This window comes from Bacillus sp. FSL K6-0993, from assembly GCF_037977205.1.
Taxonomy (GTDB): domain Bacteria; phylum Bacillota; class Bacilli; order Bacillales; family Bacillaceae; genus Bacillus; species Bacillus subtilis.
On record NZ_CP150275.1, the window covers coordinates 2,669,192 to 2,689,810 of the forward strand.

Annotated in this window: 17 protein-coding genes, 1 other RNA gene and 1 other annotated feature; of the genes, 2 read left to right on the top strand and 16 right to left on the bottom strand. The window is 45.4% G+C overall.

Going from position 1 to position 20,619, the window contains the following annotated elements; all coding sequences use genetic code 11:
- Positions 1–18: 18 nt before the first annotated feature.
- The 5 genes from MHH79_RS13980 to cymR all read right to left on the bottom strand — a co-directional run bounded on the left by MHH79_RS13980 (position 19) and on the right by cymR (position 5,866).
- On the bottom strand, positions 19–2,415 hold the full coding sequence (locus MHH79_RS13980; RefSeq protein WP_340034659.1) for an ATP-dependent RecD-like DNA helicase: 2,397 nt from the start codon (positions 2,413–2,415) through the stop codon (positions 19–21).
- A gap of 24 nt (positions 2,416–2,439) precedes the next feature.
- Positions 2,440–3,060 (bottom strand): tetratricopeptide repeat protein, encoded by a 621-nt coding sequence (locus MHH79_RS13985; protein ID WP_206697897.1) that lies wholly within the window; start codon positions 3,058–3,060, stop codon positions 2,440–2,442.
- An 85-nt stretch (positions 3,061–3,145) separates the two neighbouring features.
- Complete coding sequence (gene mnmA, locus MHH79_RS13990) at positions 3,146–4,261, bottom strand: tRNA 2-thiouridine(34) synthase MnmA (RefSeq protein ID WP_015483502.1); 1,116 nt, start codon at positions 4,259–4,261, stop codon at positions 3,146–3,148.
- 27 nt (positions 4,262–4,288) lie between these two features.
- Complete coding sequence (locus tag MHH79_RS13995; RefSeq protein WP_340034661.1) at positions 4,289–5,431, bottom strand: cysteine desulfurase family protein; 1,143 nt, start codon at positions 5,429–5,431, stop codon at positions 4,289–4,291.
- An 18-nt stretch (positions 5,432–5,449) separates the two neighbouring features.
- Positions 5,450–5,866, bottom strand: coding sequence for a cysteine metabolism transcriptional regulator CymR (gene cymR / locus MHH79_RS14000; RefSeq protein WP_003225879.1), 417 nt, complete (start codon positions 5,864–5,866; stop codon positions 5,450–5,452).
- Positions 5,867–6,068: 202 nt separating this feature from the next.
- Between cymR and MHH79_RS14005 the strand changes: the two genes are divergently transcribed.
- Positions 6,069–7,334, top strand: coding sequence for a replication-associated recombination protein A (locus MHH79_RS14005; RefSeq protein WP_015483504.1), 1,266 nt, complete (start codon positions 6,069–6,071; stop codon positions 7,332–7,334).
- 39 nt (positions 7,335–7,373) lie between these two features.
- Here the strand turns inward: MHH79_RS14005 and MHH79_RS14010 are convergent, their stop codons facing one another.
- From MHH79_RS14010 to MHH79_RS14030, 5 genes are all read right to left on the bottom strand, one after another.
- The gene (locus tag MHH79_RS14010; RefSeq protein ID WP_003229763.1) at positions 7,374–8,138 is read right to left on the bottom strand and encodes a tRNA threonylcarbamoyladenosine dehydratase; all 765 of its coding nucleotides are present in this window, start codon (positions 8,136–8,138) and stop codon (positions 7,374–7,376) included.
- 82 nt (positions 8,139–8,220) lie between these two features.
- Positions 8,221–8,413, bottom strand: a non-coding RNA gene (ssrS, locus tag MHH79_RS14015) — 6S RNA.
- Positions 8,414–8,473: 60 nt separating this feature from the next.
- The gene (gene aspS, locus MHH79_RS14020; RefSeq protein WP_015384241.1) at positions 8,474–10,252 is read right to left on the bottom strand and encodes an aspartate--tRNA ligase; all 1,779 of its coding nucleotides are present in this window, start codon (positions 10,250–10,252) and stop codon (positions 8,474–8,476) included.
- A 13-nt stretch (positions 10,253–10,265) separates the two neighbouring features.
- Complete coding sequence (gene hisS / locus MHH79_RS14025; RefSeq protein WP_047182959.1) at positions 10,266–11,540, bottom strand: histidine--tRNA ligase; 1,275 nt, start codon at positions 11,538–11,540, stop codon at positions 10,266–10,268.
- Positions 11,541–11,628: 88 nt separating this feature from the next.
- Positions 11,629–11,861, bottom strand: a binding site (T-box leader).
- Between the two features lie 59 nt (positions 11,862–11,920).
- On the bottom strand, positions 11,921–12,091 hold the full coding sequence (locus MHH79_RS14030; RefSeq protein ID WP_004399157.1) for a YrzK family protein: 171 nt from the start codon (positions 12,089–12,091) through the stop codon (positions 11,921–11,923).
- A gap of 132 nt (positions 12,092–12,223) precedes the next feature.
- On the opposite strand from MHH79_RS14030, the gene MHH79_RS14035 reads away from it, so the two are divergent.
- Positions 12,224–13,780, top strand: coding sequence for an SH3 domain-containing protein (locus MHH79_RS14035; RefSeq protein ID WP_340034662.1), 1,557 nt, complete (start codon positions 12,224–12,226; stop codon positions 13,778–13,780).
- A 26-nt stretch (positions 13,781–13,806) separates the two neighbouring features.
- On the opposite strand, the gene dtd is transcribed toward MHH79_RS14035, so the two are convergent.
- From dtd to MHH79_RS14065, 6 genes are all read right to left on the bottom strand, one after another.
- Positions 13,807–14,247 carry a D-aminoacyl-tRNA deacylase gene (dtd, locus tag MHH79_RS14040; protein ID WP_004398689.1) on the bottom strand — a complete coding sequence of 147 codons (441 nt, stop codon included), beginning with the start codon at positions 14,245–14,247 and terminating at the stop codon, positions 13,807–13,809.
- 12 nt (positions 14,248–14,259) lie between these two features.
- Positions 14,260–16,464 carry a GTP diphosphokinase gene (gene relA / locus MHH79_RS14045; RefSeq protein ID WP_015483507.1) on the bottom strand — a complete coding sequence of 735 codons (2,205 nt, stop codon included), beginning with the start codon at positions 16,462–16,464 and terminating at the stop codon, positions 14,260–14,262.
- A 167-nt stretch (positions 16,465–16,631) separates the two neighbouring features.
- Positions 16,632–17,144: an adenine phosphoribosyltransferase gene (locus tag MHH79_RS14050; protein ID WP_015384246.1), complete on the bottom strand. Its 513-nt coding sequence runs from the start codon at positions 17,142–17,144 to the stop codon at positions 16,632–16,634.
- Positions 17,145–17,149: 5 nt separating this feature from the next.
- On the bottom strand, positions 17,150–19,510 hold the full coding sequence (gene recJ / locus MHH79_RS14055; protein ID WP_181217296.1) for a single-stranded-DNA-specific exonuclease RecJ: 2,361 nt from the start codon (positions 19,508–19,510) through the stop codon (positions 17,150–17,152).
- Between the two features lie 66 nt (positions 19,511–19,576).
- Positions 19,577–19,900 carry a lipopolysaccharide assembly LapA domain-containing protein gene (locus MHH79_RS14060; RefSeq protein WP_015384248.1) on the bottom strand — a complete coding sequence of 108 codons (324 nt, stop codon included), beginning with the start codon at positions 19,898–19,900 and terminating at the stop codon, positions 19,577–19,579.
- Between the two features lie 75 nt (positions 19,901–19,975).
- Positions 19,976–20,473, bottom strand: coding sequence for a cation:proton antiporter regulatory subunit (locus MHH79_RS14065; RefSeq protein ID WP_015384249.1), 498 nt, complete (start codon positions 20,471–20,473; stop codon positions 19,976–19,978).
- Positions 20,474–20,619: the final 146 nt, after the last annotated feature.

A 20,619-nucleotide genomic window follows, 5' to 3' on the forward strand; every position in this document is an offset into this window, starting at 1 on the left:
CGCTTGCACGGGAGCATTTTATTGCTGTTCTTCTTTCATAAAATCGAATGGTGTAATGCCTTCCATGCCAATGTTGGCGTCGTGTACGCTGAACGGGAGCTCTTTTTGCAAAGCTTCAAGCTCGGCATCCATTTCCTCAACCTGTACGGACAGCCTGTTTTTCAAGGAGGTCTGTCTGACAGTTGCATCATTATTTTTCACGCCCCACTCCAGCGCCTCCTCTTCCCCGCATAAAATGAGAAATTTCTTCGCTCTTGTAATCGCGGTATAAAGAAGGTTTCTTCTGAGCATTCTATAATAGCCTTTCACAACAGGCAAAACCACAATCGGAAATTCACTTCCCTGCGATTTATGAATAGAACAGCAATACGCATGGGTAAATTGATTAAAATCTTTTTTCGTAAATGTCATTTCATTGCCGTCAAAAGAAACGACGGCCATGTCTTCTTTTTCTGTATTTTCCTTTGCATAAAATATCGACGTGATTTCGCCAATATCTCCGTTGAACACATTGTTTTCCGGCTGATTGACAAGCTGCAAAATTTTATCTCCGGTTCTGTAGACAACATCCCCGAACTTCAATTCTCTCCGTTTTTCTTTAGGAGGATTTAAAATGTCCTGCAGCATCACATTCAATTCATTAATGCCGGCTTTTCCTCTGTACATCGGAGCGAGGACCTGAATGTCCTTTGCCGTATAGCCTTTTTTCAATGCATTAGCGACAACCTTCTCAACAACTTCTTTAATTTGCGAGCCTCCGCAGCGAATAAAGGAACGGTCCTTTGTCGGGGCAGTCAAATTGTTCGGCAGCAATCCATTTTTCATCTGGTGGGCAAGCTCGACGATTGATGACCCCTCCGCCTGACGATAGATGTCTGTCAGTCTCACAGTCGGAATCACCTGGGATGCCAGCAGGTCTCTGAGCACTTGTCCCGGACCGACGGAAGGCAGCTGGTCTTCGTCTCCGACAATGATGATTTGTATATGATCAGGGATCGCCTTGAACAAATGATTCGCCAGCCATATATCAAGCATACTGGCTTCATCGATAATTAACAGCTTCCCTTCGATCGGCTGATCCTCTGTATGAGTAAAGCCTTCAGCGCCGTTCCAGCCAAGCAGCCTGTGTATCGTGACTGCAGGGAGTCCCGTTGATTCACTCATCCGTTTTGCTGCTCTCCCTGTCGGAGCGGCCAAAACAATCGGAAAAGCTTCATCCTTTTTATAAGCTGACGGGTCTAGTGACACACCGTGAAGCTCTCCATAGAGCTCGACAATCCCTCTGATTACCGTCGTTTTCCCTGTTCCCGGACCGCCTGTTAAAAGAAGCATCGGCGAGGAAAGGGCTTTTTGAATCGCTTCCTTCTGGCTGGGGGCATACTGAACGTTCATCCGTTCTTCCAGTTCTCCCAACGCGAGCAAAAACTCTGATTCGGGAAACTGGTTCTCATATTCGGTTTGGCTAGCGATATGTTTCACACGCTTTGCAACGTTTTGTTCTGCGTAAAACAGCGATGGAAAATAACAGCGGCCATCTTCTATGACAATGTCTTTATTTTCTCCAAGGGCAATAATCGCGTTAGCGGCATCCATTTCTGTGATGCGCTGCCCTTCCCTTGCTGACTGGTTTAACAGATATTGGGTGTCAATGATCAGCTGTTCCGTTTCTATGTACGTGTGCCCCTCTGACAGACAAGTCGTTTCAAGCGTGTACAAAATAGCAGCTTTTACCCGCTCAGGATGGTTACCCGAAAGACCCATTCTGCTGCCCAGCTCATCCGCTTTTCCAAATCCGATGCCTTCTACATCCTTCACAAGCTGATAAGGATTTTCCTGAATCTTTTCAAGCGTCTCGGATTCATAGGCTTGATAGATTTTCATAGACAGCTGCGGGCCAAAGCCAAACTGATTCAAGGAAATCATGATTTGCTCCAGTCCCTGATGCCGCTGCAATGCGCCAGCCAGCGTGTCGGCTTTCTTTTTTGAGAGTCTGGGAACATCATAAAGCACTGAAGCGTCAGCCAATATTTTATTAATGGCGCTGTCGCCCAGCTTTTTCACAATTTCTTCAGCAGTTTTTTTGCCGATGCCCTCGAATAAATCACTCGATAAATATTGAATGATGCCTTCCTTAGTCGTCGGTATCTCTTTTTTGAAATGCTCCGCCTGAAATTGGAGCCCGAATTTTGGATGGGTTACGATCTTTCCGTAAAACGTGTAGGTCTCTTCTTCTTGAAGCGCAGGGAAGTAGCCCGTCACGGATACGGCTTTATCTTCAATGGCTTCGGAGGTCTCTGTGACTTTCACTTTCAGAACCGTATATAAATTGGTGTCATTATGATAGATGACTGTGTTGACTGTCCCTTTTAAATAGGGCTCTTCCTCCAGTTTAAGCTGATCCGGATGCTGCTGCACGAGCTGTTCCTCCTCCTGTGCCTGTTATGATGGATCAATCAGTTTTTTAGCATGAAGCGCAAGCATATGATCTGGCTGGATATCGATTGCCTTGTCCAGCATTTCCAGCGCTTTTTCTCGGTTTTCTTTATAAGCATAAGCGACACCGGCATTATAAAATGCATCTGCATGCCCCGGGTCTTGCTCTGTCACAGCTGCGAATTGGCTGAGCGCTTCGTCCAGCATGCCCTCGTTGGCTAAGCACATCCCGAATTGAAAACGCGCTTCCGTATCGTTTTCATTCAGTTCGACCGCTCTTTGTAAATATGGCAGTGCAAGCTTAGGCTGTTCGAGCTTGACAAGTACCGTTCCGAGCATGTAAAACAGGTCACCGTTTTCCATCCCCGCACGTAGCGCTTTTTCAAACATGTCTTTGGCTTCTTTGTACATTTCTTTTACAACATAGACATTTCCTGCTCCATAATAAGCAGTGGCTGCGCTACTGTCTAATTCAAGCGCTTTATCATAAAACGCAAGCGCTCGTTCCAGCTCGTTTACGGATGAAAGCAGGTTGGCAAAATTGATATACGGAATCGCGTCTTCTTTATTTTCTTCAATCGCTTTTGTAAATGCCTCTGCCGCTTTCTCGTAATCGCCTTCCTGCATCGCCTCTATACCGAGTTGATTATAATCCACCGATCATCTTCCTTTCATTAAAAAACCCCAACTCAGTGTTGAGGTTTTTCATCTTTTATACGTACCACAATTTTGTTCCGTCTTTGTACACATCATCAATTGTCCCGCCGCCAAGACATTCTTCGCCGTCATAGAAGACAACGGCTTGTCCCGGCGTTACAGCGCGGACTTGTTCATCAAAGATGACTTCCGCTTCACCCTCGCCAGTCATGCGCACCGTTACTTTATGATCTTCTTGGCGGTAACGGAATTTAGCCGTGCAGGAAATCTCTTTGCCCTTCATGATATCCGAACGCACCCAGCTGATATTTGTTGCAGTGATTTTGTCAGAATATAAAAGCGGGTTATGGAACCCTTGATCCACGTAGAGGATGTTCTTTTCAAGATCTTTGCCTACCGCAAACCACGGCTCGCCGCTTCCGCCGATGCCAAGGCCGTGACGCTGTCCGATCGTGTAATACATCAACCCGTCGTGGCGGCCTTTTACTTCGCCGTCCATCGTCATCATATCGCCCGGCTGTGCAGGGAGATATTGGCTGAGAAACGTTTTGAAGTTGCGTTCGCCGATAAAGCAGATGCCTGTACTGTCTTTTTTCGTCGCCGTTGCAAGTTCTGCTTCTTTGGCGATTTCACGCACACGGCTTTTTTGAAGTTCGCCGATCGGAAACATGACTTTGCTCAGCGTATCTTCTGTCAGCTGATTCAAGAAGTACGTTTGATCCTTGTTTTCATCAATGCCGCGCAGCATTCTGACTTTTCCGCCGCTTCTGTCTACTCTTGCATAGTGGCCAGTCGCTAAATAGTCGGCGCCAAGTGACAATGCATGCTCCAAAAAGGCCTTGAATTTAATTTCTTTGTTGCACAGTACATCCGGGTTTGGTGTTCTGCCTGCTTTATATTCATCAAGGAAGTATTGAAATACCTTCTCATAATATTGCTTTTCAAAGTTTACGGCATAATACGGAATTCCGATTTGGTTGCAGACGCGGATCACATCTTCATAATCCTCTGTCGCCGTGCAAAAACCGTTTTCGTCCGTATCATCCCAGTTTTTCATAAAGATTCCGATTACATCATAGCCCTGTTCTTTTAACAGCAGGGCCGCCACAGATGAGTCTACTCCGCCGGACATGCCGACGACGACTCTTGTATCCTCCGGCCGTTTTTCCATTTCATTCACTCCAATTACTAAGCCGCCTTATTGTGTCAGCCGTTTGACAACGTCGGCCACATGTTTGGCAGCAGTTTTCACTTGCTCAGCCGTATTGCCGAGGCCGAAGCTGATTCGAATAGAGGACGTCAGCCGGTCACTCTCTTCTCCGAACATAGCAGTCAGAACATGTGACGGCAGGACTGAACCGGCCGTGCACGCTGAACCGCTGGAGACAGCGACACCCGCCATATCAAGATTAACCAGCAGGGCTTCCACTGACACACCGGGGAAATAAAGATTCAGAACATGCGGCAGACTATGCTCTTTGCCCCCGTTGATCTCGAATGCCACACCTGCATCTCTAAGCGTGTCGGCAAAGATTGCTTTAAACGATTGATACTTCTCGTTTTTTTCGTCCCGTTCTTCACTTGACAGCTTAATCGCTTCTTTCAGCCCGACAATGCCTGGAACATTTTCCGTTCCGGCACGGCGTTTTCTTTCTTGCTCTCCTCCGAATAAAAGCGGTGAAAGCTTCACATCTTTACTAGCATATAAAAAGCCTGTCCCTTTTGGCCCGTTGAGCTTGTGCCCGGAAACAGGCAGAAGGTCAATATGGCTGTTTTTCACATCAATTGGCAGCAACCCGAATGCCTGAACAGCATCGGTATGAAAATAAGCTTTGTGTTCCTTTAACAGCTCACCGATTTCTTCGATCGGCTGCACTGTTCCAACTTCATTATTTCCATACATCACTGTCACAAGGATTGTATCATCACGCAGTGCTTCTTTCACCTGTTTTGCACTGACTCTTCCATTTTGGTCAACGTCCAGATACGTTATGTCAAATCCGTCTTCCTCAAGTTTTTCACATGTGTGAAGCACGGCGTGATGCTCAATTTTTGTTGTGATGATATGTCTGCCAAGATCTTTTCTTGCAAGTGCGGTTCCCATGATCGCCAAGTTATCAGCTTCCGTTCCCCCGCTTGTAAAAATGATCTCCTGCTCTGCCGCTCCGATTTCTGCTGCGATCTGCGCTCTTGCTTCATCCACCCATTTTCGAGATTCTCTGCCAAATGAATGAATACTGGATGGATTACCGAAACTGCCGGAGAAGTGCGGTATCATTTTTTCCAGCACGCGCTCATCCATCGGAGACGTTGCGGCATGATCTAAATAAATCCGTTCCATTATGTTTACACCTCTGATCTAAATATAGAACATATAAGCTTCTTGCTCTCCGTCTGTATAGCTGGCAAGATCCTCTAATGTCGTACTGTCTAAAACCTCTTTTACAGCATCCCGGATGCGAATCCAGAGCTCACGCTTGGCAGGCTCCTCATCTTCCAGCACTTCAACAGGGCTGATCGGCCCCTCAAGCACACGGATAATATCTCCCGCGGTAATGGCATCCGGCTCACTGCCTAATACATATCCGCCATATGCGCCTCTGATGCTTTTCACTAAACCGGCATTTCTGAGCGGCGATACCAGCTGCTCCAAATAATGCTCGGACAAATTATTCGTCTGTGCGATGCTTTTTAATGAAGTCGGGCCTTCACCGTGCTTTTTTGCAAGCTCGATCATAATGGTGAGCCCGTATCTTCCCTTAGTTGATATTTTCAACATGAACACCTCTGTTATTTCATGATTTTCCACATTTATAATGGTAATTTCTATATGTTTCGTCCGTTTATTATCTTATAGACCAACTGTTATTATAACATACCTTCAGCGAATTTTCATTGAGGCAGAAGGAAAGGGGCCTTTCCCCTTTTCTAATGTACGGTTTTCCGTTACCCTGTAATTAAGTAAGGAGAGATGATAGATGAAGCCATTGGCATATCGGATGCGTCCGACAAAAATAGAGGATATTATCGGCCAGCAGCATCTGGTGGCTGAAGATAAAATTATTGGCAGAATGGTCCAGGCAAAACATTTGTCATCCATGATTTTGTACGGGCCGCCCGGAATTGGAAAAACATCAATCGCAACAGCAATCGCCGGTTCAACAAGTATTGCTTTTCGAAAGCTGAATGCTGTCATTAACAATAAAAAAGATATGGAAATTGTAGCCCAGGAAGCCAAGATGTCCGGCCAAGTGATTTTGATTCTGGATGAAGTCCACAGGCTGGATAAAGGAAAACAGGATTTTCTATTACCCTATTTAGAAAACGGGATGATCATTTTGATCGGAGCAACCACAGCTAACCCGTATCATGCCATTAATCCGGCGATCAGAAGCCGGACCCAGATTTTTGAGCTTGAGCCGTTAACACCTGATCTGATTAAACAGGCACTGGAACGTGCGCTCCATGATGAGCATCGGGGCCTTGGCACCTATTCTGTATCCATTGATGATCAGGCGATGGAGCATTTTGCCCACGGATGCGGAGGAGATGTCCGCTCCGCTTTAAATGCGCTTGAGCTTGCCGTGTTGTCAACGAAGGAGTCAGCAGACGGTGAAATTCACATTACATTAGAAACCGCGGAAGAATGCTTGCAGAAAAAAAGCTTTTCTCACGATAAAGATGGTGACGCGCATTATGATGTACTGTCCGCTTTTCAAAAATCGATCCGCGGCTCTGATGCCAACGCTGCTCTTCACTATTTGGCTAGATTAATTGAAGCCGGTGATCTGGAGAGCATCGCAAGACGATTGCTTGTTATCGCCTATGAAGATATCGGTTTAGCAAGCCCGCAAGCCGGCCCTAGAGTGCTGAACGCTATTCAGACCGCTGAGCGAGTCGGGTTTCCTGAAGCGCGAATCCCGCTGGCCAACGCAGTTATTGAGCTTTGCCTCTCACCGAAATCAAACTCTGCCATTCTGGCAATCGATGAGGCCCTGGCAGATATCAGAGCCGGAAAAATTGGTGATGTCCCGAAGCATTTAAAAGACGCGCATTATAAAGGAGCTCAGGAATTAGGAAGAGGAATCGACTATAAATACCCGCACAATTACGACAACGGTTGGGTCGAACAACAATACCTCCCTGATCCTCTGAAAAATAAGCAATACTATAAGCCGAAACAGACAGGAAAATTCGAATCCGCCTTAAAGCAGGTGTACGATAATTTAATGAAAAGAAAATAAAACAAAAACAGCCTTGATCATCAAGGCTGTTTTTATGCATTATTTATCCTTCACACGTTTGATTTCAATGTCTTTCAAAAGATCCATGACAACATGTCCGCCCATAATCAAACCTGCAACTGACGGCACAAAAGCATTAGAGGAAGGCGGCATTTTTGCTTTACGGATTTTCGCTTCGTCATTTCCCACTTCTTTTCTGACATCTTCCCGAATGACAATCGGGCTTTCATCAGAGAAAATCACTTGAACGCCTTTTTTGATCCCCTCTTTGCGTAATTTCGTACGAACGACCTTCGCAATTGGATCAGTATGCGTTTTTGAGATATCAGCGATTTGGAAGCGTGTCGGATCCGTTTTATTTGCTGCACCCATGCTGGAGATGAGCGGAATATCCCGTTTCAGACATTCCTTCATTAAATGAATTTTATAACAAATGGTGTCTGACGCATCAATGACATAGTCAAGATCATAATCAAAAAACTGCTCATACGTTTCCTCCGTATAGAACATTTTTAACGCGATCACTTCACACTCCGGGTTAATGTCTGCGATCCGCGCCTTCATTAAATCAACTTTCGGCTGTCCGACAGTTGAAAGCAGCGCGTGAAGCTGACGGTTTACATTTGTAATGTCGACATCATCTTTGTCGACAAGCAGAATGCGGCCGACGCCTGACCGCGCGAGAGCTTCCGCCGCGAACGACCCAACTCCCCCGACTCCAAGCACAGCAACTGTGCTGTTTTTCAGCGTTTCAAGGCCTTCTTTTCCGATAGCTAATTCATTGCGTGAAAACTGGTGTAACAAGAACCTCACTCCACATTCGTATTCTGGTTTCATCTATAAAATGGCTGATCCATGAGCAGCCGTTTTTTCTGCGCACAAAAAATAAAGTCCCAATAGTGCCGTTGCAGCTTTCCTTTGTTTTGAACCCGCTCTCAGCAGGTGGGTGCCCTCTTTTAAATCTTGTAAGTCCTCTTTACCGAATGAAAAGAGGCATGTACGCCATTTAAAAATGCGGGCTCCCAAGTCAAAAAAATGTTCGGTCAAAACTAGGTGTACAACTAACACATCAGGACTTTATTTAACTTGTCAAAATCATATCACAGACGATTTTGATTTTCAAGAATCGAACTGCCCAATCAGTTCTTAACTTTTTTCTTGATAGAAAGATGAAGCTCGTCAAGCTGGGCGTCACTTACTTCTCCCGGCGCTTCTGTCATCAGGCAGCTTGCACTTGCCGTTTTCGGGAATGCAATCGTATCTCTCAGGTTCGTACGTCCAGCGAGAAGCATAACGAGACGGTCTAAGCCGAGTGCGATTCCGCCGTGCGGAGGAGCGCCGTATTCAAATGCTTCCAGCAGGAATCCGAACTGTTCAGCCGCTTCTTCTGGTGAGAAGCCGAGAAGCGCAAACATTTTTTCCTGAATATCCTTTTCAAAAATACGGATTGAACCGCCGCCAAGCTCATAGCCGTTTAAGACGAGGTCATAAGCTTGTGCTTTCATGTCTTCAGGCGCTGTTTCAATCAGCTCAAGGTCTTCCCGGACAGGCATTGTGAACGGATGGTGCGCTGCGTAAAAACGGCCTTCTTCCGGATCATGCTCTAATAGCGGCCAGTCGATGACCCATAAGAAATTGAACAATTTTTCGTCAATCAGCCCGCGTTCTTTCCCAAGCTTTAAGCGCAGGGCGCCGAGTGATGCGGCCACAACTTCGAATTGATCCGCTCCGAACAGCAGCAAATCACCTTCAGCAGCATCAAGTGCTTCAATCAGCTTAGACTGCTTTTCTTCATCAAAGAATTTAGCGATCGGGCCTTTCACTCCGTCTGCCTCAACCTTCACCCAGGCAAGCCCTTTTGCCCCGTAGTTTGCAGCAAAAGCGCCAAGAGCGTCGATGTCTTTTCTGGAGTAATCGCCGGCACCGCCTTTTACGTTGATGGCTTTAACCACGCCGCCGTTTGCTACAGCTGATGAGAACACTTTAAATTCCGTATCCTTTACAATGTCAGACACATCCGTCAAAAGCATGTCAAAACGCGTATCCGGTTTATCAGAACCGTACTTGTTCATTGCTTCGTCATACGTCATTCGAGGAAGAGGAAGCTTAAGTTCCTCACCTTTTGTTTCACGCATAACCTTTGCCATCATCTCCTCAGCCAATGACATAATGTCTTCTTGGCTCATAAAGGACATTTCAATATCAATTTGCGTAAACTCAGGCTGACGGTCCGCACGCAAGTCTTCATCGCGGAAACAGCGGGCAATTTGATAATATCGTTCAATGCCTGATACCATCAGAAGCTGTTTAAATAGCTGCGGGGACTGCGGCAGCGCGTAGAACTCACCTTCGTGCACACGGCTCGGCACCAAGTAGTCACGTGCGCCTTCAGGCGTGCTTCCTGTTAAAATCGGCGTTTCAATATCAAGAAACCCATTTTCATCTAAAAAGCTGCGAACAGCTTTCGTCACGTTATGGCGCAGCTGCATCGTCTGGAACATAGCCGGTCTGCGCAAATCTAAGTAACGGTGTTTTAAACGAACGTCCTCTGACACTTCTTCTGCTTGATCAGAAATCGCAAATGGAGGTGTCTTTGCAGCATTTAATACGTTCACTCCATCAGCATGTATTTCGATCGCGCCTGTTTTCAAATTCGGATTAACTGTTCCCTCTTCACGCGCCACCACTTTTCCTTGAATATCAAGCACGTATTCATTTCTGATGCCTTCCGCAATAGCAAGCGCTTCTTTTGACACATCAGGGTTAAAAACGACTTGAACAATGCCCGTACGGTCACGCAAGTCAATAAAAATCAATCCGCCGAGGTCTCGTCTTTTTTGGACCCAGCCTTTCAGCGTTACAGATTCGCCAATTGCTTTTTCAGTTATATCACCGCAATAATATGTTCTTCCAAACAATGCGTTTCACTCCTTATCCCTTTTGGTTTGCCTTCATCACATGTATAAATTCATCAAGTGCCACTTCAATCTGTTCGCCCGTCTGTGCATCCTTTACATTGATTTTATTTTGGGCAAGCTCATCTTCACCCAAAATCGCAATAAATCTGGCATTTAAGCGATCAGCTGTTTTAAACTGGCCTTTCATTTTCTTATTTTCATAATCGATTTCACTGGAAATGCCTGCTTCTCTCAGTTTGTACACCAATGAAACAGAATAATCCTTTGCTTTTTCGCCGAGTGTGACGATATAGCAGTCGATTCCCTTATCAACAGGCAGCTCTCGTTTTTCAGCATCAATTGCGGCAAGCAAGCGTTCGATGCTCATCGCAAATCCGATGCCCGGTGCTTCAGGTCCGCCGATCTGTTCGACAAGCCCGTCGTAGCGTCCGCCGCCGGCAAGTGTCGTAATCGCGCCGAAGCCCTCCGCATTGCTCATAATTTCAAATGCGGTGTGGTTGTAATAATCCAGCCCTCTCACAAGGTTCGGATCGATTTCATACGAAATGCCCAGATCATTTAAGTATTGTTTCACTTTTTCAAAATAAGCGGCCGATTCATCGTTTAAATACGTCAAAATTGAAGGCGCTGATTTCATCAGCTCATGATCTCGGTCTTTTTTGCAGTCCAAGATTCTAAGCGGGTTCGTGTGCAGCCGTGACTGGCAGTCTGAACAAAATTCTTCGATGCGAGGCTCGAAGTGTTTCACGAGCGCTTCTCTGTAGCTTTTGCGGCTATCTTGATCGCCGAGACTGTTTATGACAAGCTTAACGTTTTGCAGACCCGCTTTTTGATAAATACTCATCGCAAGCGCCATTACTTCAGCGTCGATTGCAGGGTCTTTCGAACCAATCGCTTCAATTCCAAACTGATAAAACTGGCGGTAACGGCCCGTCTGAGGACGTTCATAACGGAACATCGGCCCGACATAATAAAGCTTTGTCGGCTGTACAGGATTTGCGAACAGCTTGTTTTCATTAAAAGCGCGAACCGCAGCAGCTGTTCCCTCCGGACGAAGCGTCAGGCTTCTGCCTTTGCGGTCCTCGAAGGTATACATTTCTTTTTGTACGATATCTGTTGATTCTCCGACGCCTCTGGCAAACAGTTCTGTATGCTCAAAAATCGGTGTGCGGATTTCTTTATATTGATAAGTGCGGCAAGTGTCTCTCATAATTTGTTCAACATACTGCCAGCGATCTGATTCTCCAGGCAGAATATCCTGTGTTCCTCTCGGAATGTTATATCCCATAGGTAGACCTCCTTATGTATTCCTTTTAAAATATCCAATGATCGTTAATGATGAAAATGAAAAAACTCCCGCCCCTACTATACATGATAGTAGGGACGAGAGTTATACCCGTGGTGCCACCCTAGTTGGAATACGTTCATATTCCCGCTCGATCCTTTAACGCAGGTTCACGTTCACTGCCTAATGGCGTTATTCACGCGTTCAGCAGGAAACCTCCGGAGTGTTGTTTCGAGAAAGACGCAATGGGATCCGCTTTCAGCCTGGGGCGGGTTCCTCTCTAATCATGCAATCTGACCTACTCTTCTCCATTATTGGTTCAAATCTTTCATCATTTGCTATGTACTCAATTTCTATTATAATAATGGGATTGGGGTTCTCTGTCAAGCTTTATTCCGGTTGTTTTTCCTCAGCGCTGCTTCTTTGGACATAAGACCAAATTCAGATGCTGTTTCCGTAAGATAACCAGTCGTATCGGGATCTGCGTGATCGCTGTAATGCAGATTCGCTTCACCGTCGTGAAATGCACGTCCCATTTTTGGATGATATTTCATGATTTGCACACCTTTTTGATTGTATTTACGCTTAGTATAAACAAATCATTTTATTTTTATTTAAAAATCAGAAAGGACTTTACGATATTAAACAAGAATGCTTTTTTAATGATCATCAGAAAGGAGGACACAATGAACAAGAAATACTTTGTCCTTATTGTATGTATTATTTTCACCGCAGCGCTATTCCCGACCTTTTCATCCGTTACAGCTGCTCAAGGAGAAGCGGTCATCGCAACAGATGAAATGAACGTCAGAAGCGGCCCTGGGCTTAGCTACGGCATTACAGCGGAAGTAAAAAAGGGAGAACGCTATCCGATTTTAAAGGAAGATGGAGACTGGGTGCAGATACAGCTTGGTTCCGGAGAAAAGGGCTGGGTAGTCTCCTGGCTTATTACAAAGGAAGACCAGGCCAGCACAAGCTCCTCAGGAAGCAGTGACACTGTGACATCTACAGACCCCGATCTGAGGATGAGAAGCGGTCCGGGCACTTCCTACGAAGTCATCGGCAAATTCCCGCAAGGCAGCCAAGCATCTGTCATTGATAAAGATTCGGGCTGGATCAAGATATCCTATCACAGTGCCACCGGATGGGTATCATCTGAATATGTCACGTCAGGAGGCAGCAGTTCAGCGTCTGATGAGAGTGACCAAACCGAGGATTCCGGTGCGTCAACGACGGGCACAGTCGGTGTTTCTTCGCTAAATGTAAGAGCCTCCGCCTCACATGACGCGGCAATTATAACAAAACTTGATCGCGGAACGAAACTGACGGTTCTCAACGAGAAAAATGGCTGGGCTCACATTGAGGTGAACGGGCTAAAAGGCTGGGTTGCAAGCCATTACCTTTTGACTAGTTCTGTTCCAGCTGATGATTCAGCAACTGCCGGCAGCTCATCCTCCGCTAAAAAAGCCTATATCATGTACGGAGGAACGAATCTAAGAAGTGATGCGTCAACATCAGCTTCGATCGTTGAGCGTGCTGCCAAAGGAGATTCATACACCATTACCGGTTCAAAGGGAAGCTGGTATGAAATAAAGCTTGATAACGGGCAGACTGCTTATGTAGCCAATTGGGTGGTCCAAACGTCTAAAAGCGCAGAAGAATCAGGTGAACCGCCAGTCTCTGATCCCCCGTCTGGAAACGGCTCTCTAAACAATAAAACGATTATTGTTGACCCGGGACATGGAGGAAAAGACAGCGGAACGATCGGGTATTCGGGGAAATTCGAGAAAAACCTGACGATCAAAACGGCAAAACTGCTCGCCAGCAAACTTAGATCGGCTGGAGCGGATGTATATGTGACACGCCAGGATGATACCTTTGTCAGCCTGCAGTCACGGGTCTCTACGTCTCACTACCGCAACGCTGACGCCTTTATCAGCATTCATTATGACAGCTATGCGGATACCTCTACAAGAGGCAGTACTGCATATTACTACAGTCCTGCCAAAGATCAGGAACTCGCATCAGATGTCCACTCAGAAGTAGTGAAGCGTTCTTCCATTCCAGACCGCGGCGTATTATTCGGAGATTATTATGTGCTCCGGGAAAACAGACAGCCCGCTATGCTGTACGAGCTGGGATATGTAAGCCATCCGCAGGAAGAAGCCATTGTACATAGCAATTCATACCAAGAAAAAGTAACAGATGGGATCGAAAGCGGATTAGAGAAATACTTACAATAAAAAAAGCTGCCTTTTGGCAGCTTTTTTTATTTTGAATCCATAATGAGCGTGACCGGTCCGGAGTTTGTAAGCTGTACATCCATCATTGCTCCAAACGTTCCGGTCTCCACTTTGATTCCTTTTTCACGAAGCAGGTCATTCCATTTTTCATAAAGACCTAAAGCTTTATCAGGTTTGGCCGCGTTCATGTAGTTCGGCCGGCGCCCTTTTTTCGTATCTCCATAAAGCGTAAACTGTGAGACGGATAAAATCTCTCCTCCTATATCTACAAGAGACAGATTCATTTTTCCTTCACTGTCATCGAAAATACGGAGATTGACAACTTTATCGGCTAAATAAGCTGCATCATCTTCTGTATCATCATGAGTGATGCCGACCAGCACCATGAGGCCTTGTCCAATTTGGCCGACGACCTCTTCGTCCACTGTAACGCTTGCTTCTGTTACTCGCTGAACAACTAATCTCATTTTCTAACCCCTTTAGTTCATGACGCGGCGCACAGAGTAGATATCTCTAATCTGTTTAATACGCTCGACGACTTTGTGCAAGTGATTGATATTCTGGATAAAAATCGCCATATGGATGGTTGCCACTTTATTGCGATCCGATTTGCCAGAGACAGATGAAATATTGGTTTTCGTTTCATTCACTGCCTGTAGTACCTCGTTCAGCAATCCGCGGCGGTCATACCCAAGAATCTCTATCTCAACATTGTATTCCTTGCGCTTTTGAACCTGTGACTCATGCTCCCACTCTACCGGGATCAGCCGCTCTTGGGCTTCATTCGTTTTGACATTCGGACAGTCTTCGCGATGGACCGAAACCCCTCTGCCTTTTGTGATAAAGCCGACAATATCATCACCTGGCACAGGATTGCAGCATTTTGATAAACGGACAAGGAGGTTGTCGATGCCCTTGACACGAACGCCAGCTTCCCGTTTTCTTCCTTGCGGGTATGGCTTAGGTTCCCCAGTGACTTCCTGAACGATCTTTTCCTGTTCTTCCTGATCGCGCTGCTTTCTCTCTTTTTCTGTTAGGCGGTTCGCCACCTGCAGAGCTGTGATGCCGTTGTAACCGACCGCCGCGTACATATCCTCTTCATTTGAGAAATTAAATTTGTCAGCAACCTTTTGAATATTCTCCGGCGTTAAAACATCCTTCAATTCAAAATCCAGGTTTTTAATTTCTTTTTCGACCAGTTCACGGCCTTTTTCGACATTTTCTTCACGCCGCTGTTTCTTAAAGAATTGACGGATCTTATGCTTCGCTTGGGATGTTTGGGCAAGCTTCACCCAATCCTGGCTCGGGCCGTAGGAATGCTTAGAGGTGAGAATTTCAACGATATCACCTGTCCGAAGCTTATGGTCAAGCGTAACCATTTTTCCGTTTACTTTGGCACCGATTGTTTTATTGCCGATTTCAGAGTGAATCCGGTAAGAAAAATCAATCGGAACAGAACCGGACGGAAGCTCGATCACATCTCCTTTTGGCGTAAAGACATACACCATATCAGAGAACAAATCAATTTTGAGCGATTCCATAAATTCTTCTGCATCTGTCGATTCATTTTGAAATTCTAAAATTTCACGGAACCAAGAAAGCTTTTTCTCAAAGGTTGCACCTTCAGTGGCTGCTTTCCCTTCTTTATAAGCCCAGTGAGCCGCAACCCCGTATTCCGCTATTTCATGCATTTCAAAGGTGCGGATCTGCACTTCAAGCGGATCGCCTTTAGGCCCAATAACCGTTGTATGAAGCGATTGATACATATTCGGCTTCGGCATTGCGATATAATCTTTGAATCTGCCGGGCATCGGTTTCCAGCATGTGTGAATGATGCCAAGCACCGCGTAGCAGTCCTTTATGCTATTCACAAGAATACGGACAGCCAGCAAATCGTAAATTTCATTGAATTGCTTATTTTGCAGCACCATTTTTCGATAAATGCTGTAAATATGTTTCGGGCGTCCCGAGAAGTCAGCCTTGATATTTACTTCTTCGACACGTTTCTTCACTTCATTGACAACCTCATCGACATAAAGCTCACGTTCCGCACGTTTCTTCTTCATGAGGTTGACAATTCTGTAATATTGCTGAGGGTTCAAATAACGGAGCGCCGTATCTTCCAATTCCCACTTAATTTTTGAAATCCCGAGACGATGCGCCAAAGGAGCAAAAATTTCCAGCGTTTCATTGGAGATTCTCCGCTGTTTTTCCTGAGGCAGATGTTTCAGTGTCCGCATATTGTGAAGACGATCCGCCAGCTTGATCAATATGACCCTGATATCTTGAGCCATAGCGACAAACATTTTGCGATGATTTTCCGCCTGCTGTTCCTCTTGAGATTTATATTTAATTTTGCCGAGTTTCGTTACGCCGTCTACAAGCATTGCCACTTCTTCGGAAAATGCTTCTTTCAGGTCATCGAGCGTCACATCTGTATCTTCCACGACATCGTGCAAAAATCCGCCCGCGATTGTGGAAGGGTCCATTTCAAGATCAACGAGAATCCCCGCAACCTGAATCGGATGAATAATATATGGCTCGCCCGATTTGCGGTATTGCTCGCGATGAGCATCTTCAGCGTACAGATATGCTTTTTCGACAAATGCGATATGCTCATCAGATAGATAGCTGCGCGCTTTATCTATAACTTGCTCGGCAGTCAATACTTGTTCGTTCGCCATGGAATCACCTTTTTTAAAATGTAAACTGTATTGTAGTTTATTATCAAGAAAAAAACGAAAGATGTAAAGAGCAGAAGTTCAAATAGCCAAATATTATATAAAATAAATGCAAAACAATAGGAAAAAAGCACCCTGACATGGAGTGCTTTTTCGTTATGCGGTTATCCTTAGTATTTCATCAATGTTAAGATGTCGTAATTTTCCAGCTTATTTCTGCCGTCAAGGTAAGAAAGCTCGATTAAGAAAGCGATACCAGCAACAACGCCGCCAAGTTCTTCAACAAGTTTGATTGTCGCTTCAATTGTGCCGCCTGTCGCAAGCAGGTCATCTGTAATAAGCACACGCTGACCAGGCTTAATCGCATCTTTGTGGATCGTTAATACGTCTTTTCCATATTCCAAGCCATAATCCACTTTGATTACTTCACGAGGCAGCTTGCCTTCTTTGCGGACCGGCGCAAAACCTACGCCAAGCGCGTAAGCAACGGGACAGCCGATAATAAAGCCGCGCGCTTCAGGGCCAACGACCAAATCAATTTGCTTTTCTTTCGCATATTCAACAATTTGATCTGTGGCATAGCGGTATACATCGCCTTTATCCATCAGTGTCGTAATATCTTTAAATTGCACGCCCTCTTTCGGGTAATCCGGTACAATTGTTACGTATTGTTTTAAATCCATCTGTTTTATGTCCTCCTCGTACTTTCATAAGCCTCTGAATCTTGTTTCATCAGCTTATTCAGCCATTCCTTCAGCTCTTCAGCAGAAGAATAATTCAGCTTTTGATCCAGTTCCATCAGCTGCTGTTTCGCCTGATATGTTTGTGAGTCTGTTAAGTCGCGTTTCTTTGCTCCGCTCACAACAGACAGCACACCATTCTCTATTTTAACAAAACCGAGATCAAAAAACACCTTTGTCATGAAATTGATTGTTTCAACGGACCATCCTTTATGTTTTGCAAGCTCTGAACCGTGTTTTTTCACGTCAAAAGCGCCTCTTTTCAGCAAGAACGCATAATACCATTTAAAGTGGTCTCTTGCGGGAAAAGTTGATAAGAAGTGGTCCTCATGATTAAGAAAAATAAAATATATCCGCTCAGGCGCTTTGCCCTCCAGCAAACGTGCGAGCATGTCCAGCGAAGGCGGCGGATCCAGTAATACAATATATGCACCATCGAGGTCAAACGCCTTTGCTTGATCTTTAGAACTGATGACGTGCACTTCTCGGCGAAGGTCTTCAGTTTGAAGTAATGTTGTTGAGTCTTCTTTGAAAGAGACAATGGCCCGTTTAGCAGATGGAAGGGCGGAAACTGTGTCTTCCCACGTCCGTTTTCCCCTTAAATCAAACAGCTGCCATTCAGAAACAGCGGCATCCTTTATCATAAGCTGCGGCTTTTTTCGATTGTTCCATTCGTTGATTGACATCTCACCGACAATGGAAATTCTTGAACCCGGTACGATGCCTTCTTCAAGTTCGCCTTTATTAAAACCGACGCAATCAAGCTGGGACGACTCGTTTCTGATCGTCATTTTGACATGAGTTTTATTTGCCCCTATCTTGCGGACATCTTCCAGTACTGCGTTTTCTACGAGAACGTGCGGTTTCGGGTTCAGCATGCCAAAAGGAGACAGCATGTTCATTTCTGCGATGCTTTCAACTGTAATGTCTTCGACGCCGCAGACAAGGTCGACTTCCTGTACGGGAATAAAATCCTCTTCCGTAAGCGTATTGTCCGCTATTTCATTCAGCCTGCTTCGCAAATCCGGCACATCTTCGGCTTTCAGCGTCATCCCCGCAGCCATTGGATGGCCGCCGAAATGAGGAAGAATATCTCTGCATTCAGAAAGGCTCTCAAATAAATTAAATCCTCTGATGCTTCGGGCCGAACCTTTAGCGATTCCCTTTTCTTCATCAATGCCAAGAACAATGGCCGGTCGGTAGAAACGGTCCACAAGCTTTGAAGCCACAATCCCGACGACTCCCGGGTTCCATCCGGCTTTGGCCACGACAATTGCAGTTTGATCGAGCCCTTGCTGTTCAACCATTTCAATCGCTTCATCCGTCATTTTGCTGACCATTTTTTGGCGCTCTTTGTTCAGCTGGTCAATTTCTGCGGCAAGCTCTTCCGCTTCAAACGAATCCTCTGACATAAGCAAATGAACAGCGGGATCCGCCTGTTCGATTCTTCCGACGGCATTCAGCCTTGGTGCGAGCTGAAATCCGACAGTTTCTTCGTTCGCTTCTCCGATGTCTCCGCCTGACAGCTTAATCAGCTCTTTTAAGCCGAGCCGATTTGTCCGTCGAAGCCTTTCAAGTCCTAGTGTTGCAATTAATCTGTTTTCGTCATGCAGCGGGACTAGATCGGCAATGGTGCCGATAGCCGCCAGGTCAAGCAGTTCATCAGGAAGTTCACCCAATAAAGCGTGGGCAAGCTTAAACGCGACTCCAACCCCGGCAAGCTCCTTAAACGGGTAAGTGCAGCCAGGCTGCTTCGGGTGGACGATCGCATGGACATCTGGAAGCTCCGGTCCCGGTTCATGATGATCGGTAATGATGACATCCAGTCCGAGTTCCTTTGCCACCTTCGCTTCATGCACAGCGGCAATTCCTGTATCAACCGTAATGATCAAAGAGAAGCCCCGTTCTTTAATCGAACGAAACGCCTGTTCATTAGGTCCATATCCTTCTTTAAAACGGTCAGGTATATAAAAATCAACTTGAGCCGACAGTTTTTGCAGCGTGTGAAGCATCACTGACGTACTTGTAACCCCATCGGCGTCATAATCGCCATATATCATAATCTTTTCTTGTTGTGAAATCGCCTGTTTTATTCGATCTGCCGCTTCTTTCATGCCTTTCATTTCAAAAGGATCATAAAAATCGGCATCCTTTGTATGTAAAAACAGCCTAGCGCTTTCTGCCGTATCAAAGCCTCTTTTTACAAGCAGGGACGCAACAAGAGGTGTTATATGCAATTGTTCTGTGAGTGATTTGACCTTATCCTGATCTGGTCGCTGGATTTCCCATCGCATTTTTGACGCTAACATAAATTCACCCCTCAACCACCCTATTATACTAGAGCAGGCTGAGGGGTTTCAAATAATATTCGAAAACTAGTCTTTTTTCTCAATCATGGCTGATGCATCCTGTGTGTCAGTCTGATCAGCAAGATGAGTATCCTCTTGTTTATGTATTGCCGTTCTATTTTCTTTCCGCAAGATTTTTATTTCCCGCTTCAATTTCATTACCTGAAAAATGCCGACAGAAAATACGATCAGCGCTCCCATTAAAACTGAGCCCAAAATAACAAGAATGAGCGGCCATTCTGATCTTCCAAACAGGTAATCAACTTCTACGGATCGAACATTAATGACTGCGAAAATAGCGACAATTAAGGTGAAAATAAGTGCGAAAATAATGGTCCATTGTTTATTCATTCTCTTTTCCCCCAAACTTCTTATTGAGGTAACTTTCCCCATCAAGACTGGTTTTAAACATGGCTTAACACTAGGTTAAGCCCCCTTTGCTGTTAATTTTTCCCGGATCAGCCTCTTCAGTCCGGTTCCCTCACCGGAAATCACAAGTGTATCGCCTTCGTCAATGACTGTTTCAGAGCTCGGATTCAGTTGTTTATCCTGATTCTTCTTAATAATTGCAATGACCGTCACATGATATTCCTGACCCACATTCAACTCACCAATCGTCTGATGAATAGCAGGCGCTCCCGCCTCTGCTTTACACCACTCTATAATCAAATCATCAAGGGCTGACTCGACCTGTTCTAATGCTTTCGGTTTATAGGCCATTCCGCCAAGAATTGCAGACATTTGCCTTGCTTCAGCGTCATCAAACTGCACGGAGGCAACACATTCCTCATGGTCGTTTTCGTCAAAATAGTAAAGCTCTCTCCGTCCGTCATGATGAATGATAATTGAAATTTTATCACGGTTTCTAGTAATCATTTCAACTTTTTGTCCTATGCCCGGCAGCTCTGATTCGCGAACCCTCATATATAAACCCTCCTACATATCTGAAAACCAGTCATAAACACTTTTAACACCATATATATGTTTAAATGTAAGCGTATGTCATTATAGCAAATGTCTATTTTAAGTTCAATGAAACTTCAAAAAACAGGCTGCCCTGCAGAGGACAG

Excerpts from the sequence above, each read along its gene's own strand:
- MHH79_RS13985 (WP_206697897.1), bottom strand. The coding sequence starts at position 3,060 with ATGCAGGAAGGCGATTACGAGAAAGCGGCAGAGGCATTTACAAAAGCG.
- mnmA (WP_015483502.1), bottom strand. The coding sequence starts at position 4,261 with ATGGAAAAACGGCCGGAGGATACAAGAGTCGTCGTCGGCATGTCCGGC.
- MHH79_RS13995 (WP_340034661.1), bottom strand. The coding sequence starts at position 5,431 with ATGGAACGGATTTATTTAGATCATGCCGCAACGTCTCCGATGGATGAG.
- MHH79_RS14005 (WP_015483504.1), top strand. The coding sequence starts at position 6,069 with ATGAAGCCATTGGCATATCGGATGCGTCCGACAAAAATAGAGGATATT.
- hisS (WP_047182959.1), bottom strand. The coding sequence starts at position 11,540 with ATGGGATATAACATTCCGAGAGGAACACAGGATATTCTGCCTGGAGAA.
- MHH79_RS14030 (WP_004399157.1), bottom strand. The coding sequence starts at position 12,091 with ATGAAATATCATCCAAAAATGGGACGTGCATTTCACGACGGTGAAGCG.
- MHH79_RS14035 (WP_340034662.1), top strand. The coding sequence starts at position 12,224 with ATGAACAAGAAATACTTTGTCCTTATTGTATGTATTATTTTCACCGCA.
- dtd (WP_004398689.1), bottom strand. The coding sequence starts at position 14,247 with ATGAGATTAGTTGTTCAGCGAGTAACAGAAGCAAGCGTTACAGTGGAC.
- relA (WP_015483507.1), bottom strand. The coding sequence starts at position 16,464 with ATGGCGAACGAACAAGTATTGACTGCCGAGCAAGTTATAGATAAAGCG.
- MHH79_RS14050 (WP_015384246.1), bottom strand. The coding sequence starts at position 17,144 with ATGGATTTAAAACAATACGTAACAATTGTACCGGATTACCCGAAAGAG.
- recJ (WP_181217296.1), bottom strand. The coding sequence starts at position 19,510 with ATGTTAGCGTCAAAAATGCGATGGGAAATCCAGCGACCAGATCAGGAT.
- MHH79_RS14060 (WP_015384248.1), bottom strand. The coding sequence starts at position 19,900 with ATGAATAAACAATGGACCATTATTTTCGCACTTATTTTCACCTTAATT.
- MHH79_RS14065 (WP_015384249.1), bottom strand. The coding sequence starts at position 20,473 with ATGAGGGTTCGCGAATCAGAGCTGCCGGGCATAGGACAAAAAGTTGAA.